Annotated in this window: 7 protein-coding genes; 6 read left to right on the forward strand and 1 reads right to left on the reverse strand. The window is 67.7% G+C overall.

Annotated features, from left to right (window positions below; all coding sequences use genetic code 11):
- The first annotated feature begins 37 nt into the window (after window positions 1–37).
- Genes DBV14_RS06060 through DBV14_RS06070 form a run of 3 tightly spaced genes read left to right on the forward strand, consistent with a single transcriptional unit; the run spans window position 38 to window position 8,996 of the window.
- The gene (locus tag DBV14_RS06060) at window positions 38–7,618 is read left to right on the forward strand and encodes an ESPR-type extended signal peptide-containing protein (protein WP_124458291.1); all 7,581 of its coding nucleotides are present in this window, start codon (window positions 38–40) and stop codon (window positions 7,616–7,618) included.
- A gap of 56 nt (window positions 7,619–7,674) precedes the next feature.
- Window positions 7,675–8,211: an outer membrane protein assembly factor BamE gene (locus tag DBV14_RS06065; RefSeq protein ID WP_260396833.1), complete on the forward strand. Its 537-nt coding sequence runs from the start codon at window positions 7,675–7,677 to the stop codon at window positions 8,209–8,211.
- Window positions 8,212–8,240: 29 nt separating this feature from the next.
- Window positions 8,241–8,996, forward strand: coding sequence for a Crp/Fnr family transcriptional regulator (locus DBV14_RS06070; protein WP_124458292.1), 756 nt, complete (start codon window positions 8,241–8,243; stop codon window positions 8,994–8,996).
- A gap of 25 nt (window positions 8,997–9,021) precedes the next feature.
- Here the strand turns inward: DBV14_RS06070 and DBV14_RS06075 are convergent, their stop codons facing one another.
- The gene (locus DBV14_RS06075; protein WP_124458293.1) at window positions 9,022–9,930 is read right to left on the reverse strand and encodes a LysR family transcriptional regulator; all 909 of its coding nucleotides are present in this window, start codon (window positions 9,928–9,930) and stop codon (window positions 9,022–9,024) included.
- 141 nt (window positions 9,931–10,071) lie between these two features.
- On the opposite strand from DBV14_RS06075, the gene DBV14_RS06080 reads away from it, so the two are divergent.
- The 3 genes from DBV14_RS06080 to DBV14_RS06090 all read left to right on the forward strand — a co-directional run bounded on the left by DBV14_RS06080 (window position 10,072) and on the right by DBV14_RS06090 (window position 14,892).
- Window positions 10,072–11,286, forward strand: a complete 1,215-nt coding sequence (locus tag DBV14_RS06080; RefSeq protein WP_124458294.1) for an L-dopachrome tautomerase-related protein — start codon at window positions 10,072–10,074, stop codon at window positions 11,284–11,286.
- Between the two features lie 142 nt (window positions 11,287–11,428).
- Window positions 11,429–13,489 carry an elongation factor G gene (fusA, locus tag DBV14_RS06085; RefSeq protein WP_124458295.1) on the forward strand — a complete coding sequence of 687 codons (2,061 nt, stop codon included), beginning with the start codon at window positions 11,429–11,431 and terminating at the stop codon, window positions 13,487–13,489.
- Between the two features lie 185 nt (window positions 13,490–13,674).
- The gene (locus DBV14_RS06090) at window positions 13,675–14,892 is read left to right on the forward strand and encodes an MFS transporter (RefSeq protein ID WP_124458296.1); all 1,218 of its coding nucleotides are present in this window, start codon (window positions 13,675–13,677) and stop codon (window positions 14,890–14,892) included.
- The last annotated feature ends 157 nt before the right edge of the window (window positions 14,893–15,049 follow it).

A 15,049-nucleotide genomic window follows, 5' to 3' on the forward strand; every position in this document is an offset into this window, starting at 1 on the left:
TTCCTCTTCTTCTTTTCGCAGCACGGCTGCCAATCCAATGAACACGTCCTACAAATCCATCTGGAACGAATCGCTCGGCGCATGGGTCGCCGCTTCTGAAGTCACCAAGGGGCGCGGCAAGCGCAGCCGTTCGGGCGCCGCTGTTGCTGCGGCACTCGTCGTTCTGGCTGGCGTAGCAGGGCTTTCCTGCGAAGCCTTTGCGGCGGGAGACTTTGAAGCAGTGGGAACGCCGGGTACGGGTGCGATCACCGTGAGCCCGTCCGGATCGTCGACCAATGCGAGTGCAACCGGGACCAACGCCATTGCAGTCGGCACCAGCGCCACCGCACCCGCGGTTTCGGGCGTTGCCGTGGGTGTCAACGCCACGGCTGGAGTTTCGGGGGGCGGCAGCGGGGCGGCGGCGCTTGGCAGCGGAACAAAGGCAACCGGCGAGTCTTCGGTGGCCATCGGTGGCGGCAACGGCACAGGCAACAGCGACAACAACAATGCAGCGGTCGCTTCGGCCGATCGGTCCGTCGCCGTGGGGCACAACTCGAATGCCACCGCCGTGAATGCGGTGGCAATCGGCACGGACGCCATAGCGAGCGGTTCCGGCTCTGTCGCCATTGGCGCCGATGCCGGCGGAGCAGCGACAGCGAACGTTGCAAATGCAGGCGCCAAGGCTACGGGGCCCTACAGCATCGCGGTGGGTGGAATGTCCCAGGCGACAGGGCAGAGTGCCCTGGCCTTCGGCACGGGCGCCACCGCCGTCTTCGGCAACGACATGGCTTTCGGCACCAATGCCTATGCCAGTGGCGACAGCTCGAGCCTGGCGCCTTCGACGGCATTCGGCAACAAGTCGAAAGCGACGAACTATGGCACCGCGTTCGGCGTCGGCGCGCAGGCCCTTTCCTATGGTTCCATCGCCTTCGGCGGCGACGCGAAGAGTGGTGTCGATGGCGGGACCAGAGGTGTGGCAATGGGCGTGCTTGCAGCCGTCAGCGGAGATCGAGGCGTTGCCATCGGCGCTGGAGCGAGCTCGGCGGGAGACCGTGCCGTGGCTTACGGCTGGAAAACGAGCGCAGCCGCTAGCGGAGCGGTCGCAATCGGCGCGAATGCCGACGGGGGGGCTGCCGCGCTGGAGGTCGGTTCGATTGCCATCGGCGGCCAGTCCAGCGTTGCTTCAGCGGCCACTTCGGGCATTGCCCTCGGCCGCGGAGCGACGACGAAAGGCGCCTTCGGCATCGCGCAGGGCGATGGCGCAACAGCGTCGGAAAAAAATGCCATCGGCATAGGCACCAACGCCGCTGCATCGGATGCGAACGCCATTGCCGTGGGCGACGCCAGCAAGGCGAAGGGACTCAATTCGATGGCGATGGGCCATCAGGCCAATGCCGCCGGTACCCATGCCACGGCACTGGGTGCCGATGCCAGCGCGCTCTATGACGACAGCGTCGCGCTGGGCTCGTCGAGCAAGACCTCGGCCACGCTGGCCGCCCTGCAGTCCACCGCGGCCCACACGCCTTTCAAGGGCGCCACCATTGCGGGCGCCACGCCGGCCGGCGAGGTTTCCGTGGGCGCCGACGGCAGCGAACGCCGCCTCACCAACGTGGCGGCTGGCGGTGCCGGCACCGATGCGGTCAACGTCAGCCAACTGCAGGCGGCCTCCACTGCGGCGGTGCAGTACGACAAGAACGCGGACGGCACCCTGAACAAGGGCGGCGTGACCCTCGGCGGCACGCCGGCCACGGCACCCGTGAAGCTGGGCAACGTGGCCGACGGCAACGTGGCTGCGGGTTCGAAGGACGCCGTCAACGGCGGCCAACTGAGTGCGGTGAGCGAAATTGCCAACAAGGGCTGGAACCTCAGCGCCAACGGCGAAGGCGCCGCCGCGCAGAAGATCGCCCCGGGCGACACCGTCGACTTCGTCAACGGCAGCAACACCACGGTCACTCGCACCGGCAAGCAGATCAAGGTGGACGTGTCGAAGACACCGACATTCGAGTCGGTGACTGCAACCAATGGCACGCCGGGAAACCCTGGTGCCAGCGCGACGCTGGGTGCGAACGGCCTGACGACCACCGGTGCGGATGGCAAGGCCGGCCCGAGCGTGACCACGGCCGGCATCGATGCCGGTGGCAAGCCGATCACCAATGTAGGTGCGGGAACGAACGATACGGATGCCGCCAATGTGGCGCAGGTGAAGGCGGCGGAGGCCAAGGCCGGAAACGCCGTGCAGTACGACAAGAACGCCGATGGCACGCCGGGCAAGAGCGGCGTGACGCTGGGCGGGCTCAATGCCGACGGCACACCGGCAACGGCACCCGTGAAGCTGGCCAATGTGGCCGATGGCAACGTGGCAGCGGGTTCGAAGGACGCCGTCAACGGCGGCCAGCTGAACACCACGAACCAGAACGTCACCAATCTGGGGGACAGCATTCGCAACGGCGTGATCGGTCCGGTGCAAGCCGTACCTGGCAAGACCGACCAGTTGACGCTGGTGGCACCGGGCGCGACCGGTGCCGCGCCTGGCAATGCGCAGGTACTCGGCAACGTGGCCGCTGGAAAGGCACCGACCGATGCAGCCAACGTCGGCCAACTCGACGCACTGGCCGGCAGTGCCGTGCAGTACGACAAGAACGCGGACGGCACGCCCGACAAGAGCCGCGTGACGCTGGGCGGCAAGAACGCCGACGGCACGCCTGCAACAGCACCCGTGAAGCTGGGCAACGTCGCTGACGGTAATGTGGCTGCTGGCTCCAAAGATGCTGTCAACGGTGGCCAGTTGAACGCGGTGAGCGAGACAGCCAACAAGGGCTGGAACCTGAGCGCCAACGGTGAAGCCTCGCCGCTGAACATCGCACCGGGCGGTGCGGTTGACTTCATCAACGGCAGCAACACCACAGTCATTCGCACTGGCAACCAGATCAAGGTAGATGTTTCGAAGACACCGACCTTCGAGTCGGTGACCGCGACGACGGGCGCGCCTGGCAGCACCAGCGCGACGCTGGGAACCAACGGCCTGACGACGACCGGTGCGGACGGCAAGGCAGGCCCGAGCGTGACCACGGCCGGCATCGATGCCGGTGGCAAGCCGATCACCAATGTAGGTGCGGGAACGAACGATACGGATGCCGCCAATGTGGCGCAGGTGAAGGCGGCGGAGGCCAAGGCCGGAAACGCCGTGCAGTACGACAAGAACGCGGACGGTACGCCAGGCAAGAGCGGCGTGACGCTGGGCGGGCTCAATGCCGACGGCACACCGGCAACGGCACCCGTGAAGCTGGCCAATGTGGCTGACGGCAACGTGGCTGCGGGTTCGAAGGACGCAGTCAACGGCGGCCAGTTGAACACCACGAACCAGAACGTCACCAACCTGGGCGACAGCATTCGCAACGGCGCCATCGGACCGGTGCAAGCTGTTCCTGGCAAGACCGACCAATTGACGCTAGTAGCACCGGGCGCGACCAGTGCCGCACCTGGCAATGCACAGGTGCTGAGCAACGTGGCCAACGGCACGGCACCGAATGACGCGGTCAATCGCGGCCAGCTCGACACGGTGAGTGCGACGGCGAACAAAGGCTGGAACTTGAGCGCCAACGGTGAAGCGTCGCCGCTGAACATCGCGCCGGGCGGTGCGGTTGATTTCGTCAACGGCAGCAACACGACAGTCTCGCGTGCTGGCAACCAGATCAAGGTGGACGTGTCGAAGACGCCGACATTTGAGTCGGTGACCGCAACCAACGGAACACCGGGCAACCCTGGTGCCAGCGCAACGCTGGGCGCCAACGGCCTGACGACCATCGGCGCGGACGGCAAGGCAGGTCCAAGCGTGACCACGACCGGCATCGATGCGGGCGGCAAGCCGATCACCAACGTGGGTCCGGGCGAGAAAGACACGGACGCGGCTAACGTCGCGCAGGTGAAGGCGGCGCAGGCCAAGGCCGGTAACGCGGTGCAGTACGACGCGAAGGACGGCGCGCCGGGCAAGGAGAGCATCACGCTCGGTGGACTGAATGCCGACGGCACACCCGCAACCGCCCCCGTGAAGCTGGCCAATGTGGCCGACGGCAACGTGGCTGCGGGCTCGAAGGACGCGGTCAACGGCGGCCAGTTGAACATCACGAACCAGAACGTCACCAACCTGGGGGACAGCATTCGCAACGGCTCTATCGGTCCGGTGCAAGCCGTTCCTGGCAAGACCAACCAATTGACCCTGGTGGCACCGGGCGCGACCGGTGATGCCCCGGGCAATGCACAGGTGTTGAGCAACGTCGCGGACGGCACGGCACCGAACGACGCGGTCAATCGCGGCCAGCTCGACACGGTGAGTGCGACGGTCAACAAGGGCTGGAACTTGAGTGCCAATGGTGAGGCCTCGCCACTGAACATCGCCCCAGGCGGTGCAGTCGACTTCATCAACGGCAGCAACACCGCGGTCATTCGCACTGGCAACCAGATCAAGGTAGACGTGTCGAAGACACCGACCTTCGAGTCGGTGACTGCAACGACCGGCACGCCGGGCAACCCTGGCGCTAGCGCAACGCTGGGCGCCAACGGCCTGACGACGAACGGTGCGGACGGCAAGGCAGGCCCGAGCGTGACCACGGCCGGCATCGATGCCGGTGGCAAGCCGATCGGCAACGTGGGTGCGGGAACGAACGACACCGATGCAGCCAACGTGGCGCAGGTCAAGGCAGTAGAAGCCAAGGCCGACAACGCCGTGCAGTACGACGCGAAGGACGGCGCACCGGGCAAGGACAGCATCACGCTGGGCGGCCTCAACGCGGACGGCACGCCCGCAACGGCGCCGGTGAAGCTGGCCAACGTGGCCGACGGCAACGTGGCTGCGGGTTCGAAGGACGCCGTCAACGGCGGCCAGTTGAACACCACGAACCAGAACGTCACCAACCTGGGGGACAGCATTCGCAACGGCGCCATCGGTCCGGTGCAAGCAATCCCTGGCAAGACCAACCAATTGACGCTGGTGGCACCGGGCGCGACTGGTGATGCGCCGGGCAATGCACAAGTACTGAGCAACGTCGCGGATGGCACGGCGCCGAACGACGCAGTCAACCGCGGCCAGCTCGACACGGTGAGTGCGACGGCCAACAAGGGCTGGAACCTCAGTGCGAATGGCGAATCCTCGCCCCTGAACATTGCGCCGGGTGGTGCAGTTGATTTCATCAACGGCAGCAACACCACGGTCATTCGCACTGGCAACCAGATCAAGGTAGACGTGTCGAAGACACCGACCTTCGAGTCGGTGACTGCAACCAATGGAGCACCGGGCAATCCTGGTGCCAGCGCAACGCTGGGCGCCAACGGCCTGACGACCACCGGCGCAGATGGCAAGGCAGGCCCGAGCGTGACCACGGCAGGCATCGACGCAGGCGGCAAGCCGGTCACCAACGTGGGCGCAGGAACGAACGACACGGATGCCGCCAACGTGGCGCAGGTCAAGGCAGTTGAAGCCAAGGCCGACAACGCCGTGCAGTACGACGCGAAGGACGGCGCACCAAGCAAGGAGAGCATCACGCTCGGCGGCCTCAATGCCGATGGCACACCGGCAACGGCACCCGTCAAGCTGGCCAACGTGGCCGACGGCAACGTGGCCGCCGGCTCGAAGGACGCCATCAACGGCGGCCAGCTGAACACGCTGGGCTCCGGCATCGCCAACGTGCTCGGCGGCACCTATGTCGGCGGCGTCTACACCCCGTCGGCCTTCACCACGGTCGGTGGCGGCAGCGCGACGACGGTGCAGGGGGCGCTCGACAACCTCGGCACCGTGGTCTCCAACGGCGCGGTCGGTCCGGTCCAGCGAACCGGCAAGGACGACCAGCTTGCATTGGTCGCACCGGGTGCCACGGGCGCGGCCCCAGGCGCCGCGCAACAGCTGACCAACGTGAAGAACGGCGAGCTGTCCAGCACGTCGACCGATGCGGTCAACGGCAGCCAGCTGCACGCGGTCAATGAAGCGGTTGCGGCGGTCGGCACGAAGGCGGACAACTCTGTGCAGTACGACAAGGGCGCGGACGGCGCGCCAGGAAAGGCCGGCATCACGCTGGGCGGCATGGGCGCGGACGGCAAGACGCCATCGACCGGCCCCGTGAAGCTGGGCAACGTCGCGGACGGCAACCTGGCCGAAGGCTCGAAGGACGCGGTCAACGGCGGCCAGCTGTTCGCGACCAACCAGAACGTCACCCACCTGGGCAACGACCTGAAGAACCTGAGCACGAGCGTGAACGACGGCAAGGTCGGTCCGCTTCAGCGCACCGACAACGCCAACGAGCTGGTGCTGGTGGGCAAGGACGGAACGGCCGCCAACCCCGGCGCGGCGCAGCGCGTGACCAACGTGGCCAACGGCACGGGCGCCGGCGATGCCGTCAACTTCGGCCAACTGCAGGAAGTGGCGAGCAAGGCGAACAACTCGGTGCAGTACGACGGTGCCGACAAGGGCGCGGTGACGATGGGCGGCGCAACCTCCACGGACGGCGGAAAGACCGGTGGCACCCGGCTCGGCAACGTGGCGCAAGGCGCGGTGAACGACAAGTCGACGGATGCCGTCAACGGTGCGCAGCTCAATGCGACCCACACGGCGGTGTCGAACTACCTGGGCGGCGGCGCGAACCTGAACGAAGGCAAGGCGCCGGGCTACAACGTTCAGGGCAACACCTACGACAACGTGGGCGGCGCGCTGGGCTCGGTGAACGACAACCTCACCACGGTGAACAACGCGATCAACGGCGGCGGCATGAAGTACTTCCGCGCCAATTCGGCACTGCCCGATGCAACGGCGGGCGGCACCGACGCGGTGGCCGTGGGGCCGCAGGCGGTGGCCAACGGTGCGTCGTCCGTGGCCGTGGGCTCGGGCGCGCAGGCCACGTCGGCCAGCGGCACGGCCATCGGCTTCAAGGCGGTGGTGCAGCAGACGGGCGGCGTCGCACTGGGCGCGGGCTCGGTCGCCTCGACCGCGGCGGGCGTGGCCGGCCATGTGCCGGAAGGCGCGGGCGCGCAGCAGGCTTCGGCCGTGCGGGCAACAACGAGTACGCAGGGTGCCGTGTCGGTGGGCGATGCGGGCAACGGCCAGTTCCGCCAGGTCACCGGCGTGGCCGCGGGCACGGCCGACAGCGACGCAGCCAACGTGGCGCAACTGAAGGCCTCGGCCAGTGCGGTCAAGGCCGGCAGCGTGCAGTACGACACCCACGCCGACGGCAGCGTCAACCATGGACAGATCACGATGGGCAACGGACAGGCACCGGACGGCACGCGCATTTCCAACGTGGCACCGGGCGTGCAGGGGACCGATGCGGTCAACCTGAACCAGCTCAACAGTGCCGCCGCCGCGTCGATGAACTACACGGACGCACGCTTCAACCAGCTCGGCAACGCGATGCGGGACATCGAGAAGAAATCGTATGCCGGCACAGCGGCTGCGATGGCGCTCGAGAACGCGCCCTATGTACCGGGCAAGGTCTCGTACGCGGCCGGCATGGGCCACTACCAGGGGCAGACGGCGGTGGGCGCATCGCTGCGCAAGACGGCTGAAAGCGGCCGATGGAGCGTGAGCGGCGGGGTGACCGCGACATCGGCCGGCACCGTCGGCGTGCGCGCCGGCATCAGCGGTGTCTGGGATTGATCGGCATGCACGACGCACGACGCAATGAAGAAATCAGAAACCGTACAGAGATGAACATGAACAAGAAGAATCGCGCCACGGCGCGAGGGGCGCTGACCGCGATGGCGGTGGTGGTTGTGGCATTCAGCGCGGTGGCACTGCTCGCAGGCTGTGGAACCTCGACCGTGAGCAGAGGCGTCACCGACGAAGGGACTGCAACCGATATCGTCTTTCCCGAGTCATCGGGCGCGTCGGTGAAAGATGGCATCTTTCCCAATGTCGACAACCTGCGGCAAGTCGGTGCCGGCGTGACGAAGAGCCAGCTGTACGACCTGCTGGGCGCGCCGCATTTCGCGGAAGGCATTGGCGCGGTGCGCGAGTGGGACTACATCTTCCAGTTCCGCGCCATCCCCGGCACCAGCAGCAGCACCGGCGTGACCACTTGCCAGTACAAGGTGCTCTTCGACAAGGCCATCCAGGCGCGCACCTTCCACTGGAAGCCCGCAAGCTGCGTCGCGTTTCTGCATGCGCCCGCGGTGGCGGCTCCGCCGGCATTGGCGCAAGACCTGCAGCCCCATCGCCGCTTGGAGATTGAAGTTGCGGGAGAGTCATAGGCGTTCGCGTCTGGCGGAAAACTGACTTGATGGGCAACGAGAAGGCCTTGCCGGATCCGCCGGACAGCAAGCCCGGAGAACCAGCGCTGATCCGGCAAGGCTTTGCCTTGTCGGAAGTCTTTTCATCCTGGCCGCAGGAGCTTCTGGAGCGCCTGCTGCCTGCGTCGAGGCTGCGCCGCCACGTGCGTGCCGACCTGGTCCACAGCGAAGCCGGCAGCGAGCCCGAGATACTGATCGTGGTGGCGGGCCACCTCATGGTGGAGCGCGTCAAGCCCTGCGGTTCGCATGCGCCCATCGCCATTCTCGGACCCGGATTCGTCGCCGGAATTTCGCGCGGACTGAATCCGAACGACGAACCGTTGCACAGCTACCGCGCGCATGGCGATGCGGTCGTGATTCACCTGCCGGCGCCCGTCGTCTTTCGTACGCTGGGTTCCGAAGTGCTGCTGTGGAAGAACATGGCCCGCGCGCTGTCGAGGCAGCATCGCCAGATCTTCACGACGGTGCTGGACCAGCTCACGGGCAACACACGCCAGCGCCTCGCGGCCGCCATCGGGGGGCTCGCGCGGATCTACGGCGTGGAAGACGGAACGCGCCGGCTGCGCCTGCGGCTTTCGCAAGACGACCTGGCCGCGATGCTGCAGGTGACACGCAGGAGCATCAACAAGGAGATGCGAACGCTCGAAGACATGGCACTGGTCCGCGCCGAGTACAACGGCGTGATGGTTCTCGACCTGCCCGCGCTGCGCAAGCTGGGGCAACGCATGAGCGAGGTCGGCGCCTGAGGCGCGCTTCGCCGCCGCAACAGGCTCAGGCTCGTTCCCCGGCCGTCAGGAAGTCGATCAACGCCCGCGAAGCCGACGACAGCCGCCGGTGCGGCGCGTAGATCACCGAGAACGGCCGAGAGCGTCCGCGCGCTTGCGGCAGCACCTCGACCGCGCGCCCCTGCGCGACGAGATCATGCGCAATGAAGTCGTAGGTCTGGCAGATGCCGAGCCCGCTCAGGGCCAGCGAGACCACGCCCAGCACGTCGTCCGACACCTGCAGGCAGCCTTGCGGCGTCCAGTCCACATCGCGCCCTTCGTCGCGCAGGATCCATGGCGACACGCGGCCGGTGCTGGGCATCACGAAGGGCAGGCAGGCGTGCCGTGCCAGCGCATCGATGCGCTCCGGCGCACCCGCGCGTGCGATGTAGCCGGGCGCCGCGATCAGGCACATCGGCGCATCTTCGAGCTTGCGAGCAACGAGGCCGCTGTCGGGCAATTGGCCCAGCCGGATCGCCAGGTCGTAGCCCTCGGCCACCAGGTCGACGTTGCGGTTCGTGATGTTGAGCTCCACACGCACCTGCGGGCAGTGCGCGGCAAACCGCTGCAGCAGCGCCGGCAGCCGGTGGTGCGCGTAGGTGGTGGGCACGCTCATGCGCACGCTGCCCGTGAGCTCGCCGTCTTGCTGCCCTTGCATTGCGCGCTCGGCGTCGTCGATCAGCGCAAAGGCCGCGCGCGACTGCGCCAGGTACAGCTGGCCCTGCTCGGTCAGGCTCAGGCGCCGCGTGGTGCGGCGCAGCAGTTGCACGCCCAGCCGGGTTTCCAGCCGCGTGATGGCGCGGCTGAGCACCGAGGGCGTGGTCGCCAGGGCCACGGCGCCGGCCGTCAGGGAGCCCTTTTCGACCACCGTCACGAAGGTCTCCACATCGCCCAGGTGATCGAATCTCCGGCTCATCCTGTCTCCTGAAGAACAAATGTTTTCCCTGGAGGCCAGTTTATCGCCGGAGAAGCGGTCAATACATTCGAGTCGTCGGGCGAACCAGCCCGTTTCCAGACCACCAACCACTGCTACTGCAACGCGCCGAAAACTCTCGCCATGATCCATCGCCCGCTTCAGATCGCCACGCTTGCGTTGGCGGCATTCATCGCCATCCCCCACGCCGCCAGTGCCGCGGACAACCTGCCGCTCGAACGCTGGCGCAGCTATGCCGGCGTGAGCTGGGAGCCGTCCATCGACGGTGCGGACCCCGCACCGTTCGCCGGCTCGGTGAACGCGCCCATCGCCGGGTTGCACTTCGATGCAAAGGGCGCGGCCTACGTGAGCACGCCGCGGCTGGTGTCGGCCGATGCACCGGCAACCCTCAGCAGGTTGGACATAGCTGCCCGCACCGGCCCGGCCCGGCTGACGGCGTTTCCTTCGGTGCAAGGCAACGCGCTGAACGCCGCGCCCGGGCATGGCCTGCGCAACGTGCTCGGCTTTCACGTCGATCGCAAGAACGGCTGGCTGTGGGCGCTCGACATGGGCTTCGTGGCCGGCGAGTCCGAAGCGCCGGCCGGTGCGCAGAAGGTGCTGGTGCTCGACCTGGCAACGGGCCGGACCGTCAAGCGCATTGCGCTCGACGGCGTGGCCGACCGCAAGGGCAGCTTCCTGAACGACATTGCCGTGGACGAGCGCCGCCGCGTGGCGTACATCGCCGACAGCGGCATGCGCAGCGCACCCGACAACATGGTGGGCCTGATCGTTGTCGATTTCGCGTCGGGCAAGGCCCGCCGTGTGCTCGACAGGCACCCTGCGCTTCAGGTCGAAGCCGGCGTGAAGGTCGTCTCGCACGGCGCCGAGGTGTGGCCCGGCAATCCGCTGCTGCTGGGCATCAACGGCATTGCGCTGTCGCCCGACGGCGGCACGCTGTACTGGACGGTGACCACGGGCACGCGCGCCCGCTCGGTCCCGACGGCGATGCTGCGCCGGCCCGATGCGGGCGACGCGCGGATTGCCGCGGCAATCCGCGACCTCGGCGCCGTGGGCGGCAACACCGACGGCATCGTGACCGATGCGAAGGGCGGGCTGTACATCACCGACGTCACGCGCAACGGCATCGTGAAGTACGACCCCCGCACGAAGGCGATGTCGCTGCTTACGTCCGACGAAGGCGTGCGCTGGCCCGATACGCCCGCGATGCTTCCCGGTGGCGACCTGGTCTTTACGTCGAGTGCCTTGAACGATCACTTCGCGGGCTCGGTCGGCCGTGGGAACGAGCGCTACGAACTGTGGCGCCTGCCGATCGGCGGGGCAAGGCAACAGGCCCGCTGACTTCACGGCGCGGCCGGTGCAAACGCGCGCGCGCTTGCATCGGGCCGGTCAATCCCGTACGCTGGCCCGGCGTCCGCGCGCAGCACCCGAGCCCTTGCGGGCCGCCGGGGGCCGGCCTTGCGGGCGTCAAGGAGCCCATGCCATGCCAAGCCGATCGAACGGCCTCGCGGCCGAAATGGAAGCTGTGCGAACGCTGGCGCTCGTCGGCGCCGCGGCCAGCGGCAAGACCACCCTTGCCGAGGCCCTGTTGCACAAGGCCGGCGCCATCGGAGCGCGCGGCAGCGTCGAGCGCGGCAACACCGTCAGCGACCACGACCCGCTCGAGCGCCGCATGCAGCACTCGCTCAACGTGTCGCTGATGCACCTCACGCACAACGGCACGCGCATCCACCTGATCGACACGCCCGGCGGCGCCGACTTCATGGGCCAGAGCCTGCCCGCGCTGGAGGCGGTCGAGACGGCGGCGGTGGTCATCAACGCCGCCACCGGCATCGAGCCGATGACGGTGCGCATGATGGAGTACGCGGCCTCGCGCCACCTCGCCCGCATGATCATCGTCAACAAGATCGACTCGCAGGGCGTCTCGCTGGCGGGCCTGCTGGCCGACATCCAGGCCACCTTCGGCCGCGAATGCCTGCCGCTGAATTTGCCCGACGGGGTCGGCAGGCAGGTGGTGGACTGCTTCTTCAACCGCTTCGGGCAGTCCGACTTCGGCCCCGTCGAAGCGGCGCACCGTGCGCTGGTGGAGCAGGTGGTCGAGGTCGACGCGGCCTTCGTCGACCGCTACCTCGAAGAGGGCGACGTGGACGCGGCCGAGCTGCACGCGCCGCTCGAGCAGGCGCTGCGCGAAGGCCACCTGATCCCGGTGTGCTTTGTTTCGTCGCGCAGCGGTGCGGGCGTGGCCGAGTTGCTGGACGTGATCGTCAAGCTGCTGCCCGACCCGACCGAGGCCAACCCGCCTGACTTCATCGTCGGCGAGGGCGCGCAGGCCAGGCCCATGAAGGCCACGCCCGACCCGTCGCTGCATGTGCTGGCGCATGTGTTCAAGGTCACGAGCGACCCCTATGTCGGAAAGCTCGGCATCTTCCGCGTGCACCAGGGCACGGTCGTGCCCGACAGCCAGCTCTTCGTGGGCGACGGCCGCAAGCCCTTCAAGGTGGGCCACCTGTTCATGCTTCAGGGCAAGGACCATGTGGAGGTGTCGCGCGCCGTGCCGGGCGACATCGTGGCGGTGGCCAAGGTCGAGGAAATTCATTTCGATGCCGTGCTGCACGACGCGGCGGAAGACAGCCACGTGCATCTTGCGCCGCTCGCGTTCCCTGTGCCGGTGCACGGCCTGGCTGTTGAGCCCAAGCGCCGTGGCGACGAGCAACGCGCCTGGGAAATCCTGGGCAAGCTCGCGGCCGAAGACCCGTGCCTGCGCATCGAGCACGTGGTCGCCACCAACGAGACGGTGCTCTATGGCCTGGGCGAGCTTCACCTGCGCATCGTGCTCGACCGCTTGCGCGAGGTGTACCGCTTCGAGGTGCAGACGCGCCCGCCGCGCATTGCCTACCGCGAGACCGTGACCGCGCCGGCCGAGGGCCACCACCGCCACAAGAAACAGACCGGCGGTGCGGGCCAGTTCGGCGAGGTGTTCCTGCGCATCGAGCCGCTGGCGCGCGGCGGCGGTTTCGAGTTTGGCGACGAGGTCAGGGGCGGTGCGATTCCGGGCCAGTTCATTCCGGCGGTAGAGAAGGGCGTGCGCGAAGTGCTGGTGTGCGGCGCCATCGCCGGCTATCCGGTGGTCGACGTGCGCGTGGTGGTGTACGACGGCAAGCACCACAGCGTGGACAGCAAGGACATCGCGTTCGCAACCGCCGGCCGCAAGGCTTTCATGGCCGCGATCCGCGAGGCGAGGCCGGTCGTGCTCGAGCCCATCGTGCAGATCGAGATTGCCGTGCCCGAGCATGCCGTCGGCGATGTCACGAGCGACCTGTCGTCGCGGCGCGGCCTCGTCACGGGCACGTCGGCCTCGGGCGGCGGCACCGTGGCCGTTCGCGGGCAGGTGCCCATGGCCGAACTGGCCAGCTACCAGTCGCGGCTGAATGCGATGACCAGCGGGCAGGGCCACTACACCACTGCGCTGTCGCACTACGAAGCCGTTCCGCCGGCCGTGCAGCAGACGCTGATGGGCCAGTACCGGGTGCACGAAGAAGACTAGAGGCCGCGCGATTGCAGCTTTGATTGCCGATGTGCCGAAGGCATTGACGATCGCGAAGCAGCCGCGTTATATTCGCCGCCGCAGTGGCCGCAAGGCAGCTGTCGTAGGCGTTACCGTCATCCAACGCGTCCCTTGTCGAGAGGATCCCAGCTGGGAGTGTCTCGATCAATCTGACGCGTTCCGGCATGACATCGAATTTTTCATCTTCTGTTTCCGCTCGTCCGTTCGAGGGCTCCACTTTCACGGGGCTCGTCCCGGTGGTGTTGGCGGTCTTCCTCGGTTTTCTTGCAATCAGCATTCCCTTGGGTGCGCTGTCGCTCGAGGTGCGCGACCACCTGGGCTTCGGCTCGGTCGCCGTGGGCTGGACCATCGGCATCCAGTCGCTGGCCACGCTGCTCACCCGCCATCAGGCGGGCACGCTCTGCGACCAGCGCGGACCCCGCGCCGCCGTCCTTCTTGGCCTCCCACTGACCGCCTGCTCGGGCCTGGCCTATGGCCTGTCGAGCCTTCTGCCCATTGACCCCGTTGCCAAGCTTGCCGTGCTGGTTCTCGGCCGGCTGCTGGCAGGCCTTGGCGAGAGCCTGTTCCTGACCGGGCTGATGAGCTGGGGCATGGCGCGCGTGGGCGTCGCCCACACCGGCAAGGTCATGTCGTGGACGGGCATTGCGATCTACGCCGCGCTCGGGCTCGGCGCACCGGCCGGGCTGGCCGTGCACGCGGCCTTCGGCTTCGCCGGTGTCGGCGTGCTTGCATTGCTTACGCCGATGCTGGCCTGGGCCATTGCCTTGTGGCTCCCGCCCGTGCCCGCATCGGGTGGGCAGCGCGTGCCTTTTCATCGTGTGCTCGGACTGATCTGGCGGCCCGGCCTGGTGCTGGCACTGGCGACCGTGCCCTATGCCGCGATGGCCGCCTTTCTCACGCTCGACTACGCGGCGCACGGTTGGCCGCACGCCGGCACGGCGTTGCTCGCTTTCGCGGTGGCCTACGTCCTGGTGCGCCTGGTCGGCTCGGGCCTGCCGGACCGTTTCGGCGCATCGAAGGTCGCCGTGGGTTCACTGGTCTTCGAGGCCATCGGGCAGGTGCTGATCTGGTGCGCACCGGTACCCGGCGTGGCCGTGCTGGGAGCGGCGTTCACCGGGCTCGGCTTCTCGCTCGTGTTCCCGGCGATGGGCGTGCTGGCGACCCGGTCGGTTCCCCCCGAGCAACGCGGCCGTGCGGTGGGCAACTTCATCGCTTTCGCCGACATCGCACTGGGCGTGACGGGGCCGGTGGTCGGCCTCGCGACCTTGTGGTTCGGCATCACGGCGGCCTTTCTTGTGGGCGCCGGCGCGACCTGCGCGGCCTTGTGCCTGCTGCCTTCCATCCGGCTCGGCGGAAGCAGCAGCGGCGCCTCTCGCGAATAGTGTCGCGGACAGCGCCACGGACAGCGCCACGGACAGCGCAGCGCCTCGGACATTGGCGTGAGGGCGCGTTCGCGCGCGGCGATGAATCCGGGCTGAAGCCCACTGCCGGTGCGCATGAAGGCGTGCGGGGCTTCGGGATTTCACCAAGGTTGTGCAT

The organism is Variovorax sp. KBW07, from assembly GCF_003852515.1.
Taxonomy (GTDB): domain Bacteria; phylum Pseudomonadota; class Gammaproteobacteria; order Burkholderiales; family Burkholderiaceae_C; genus Variovorax.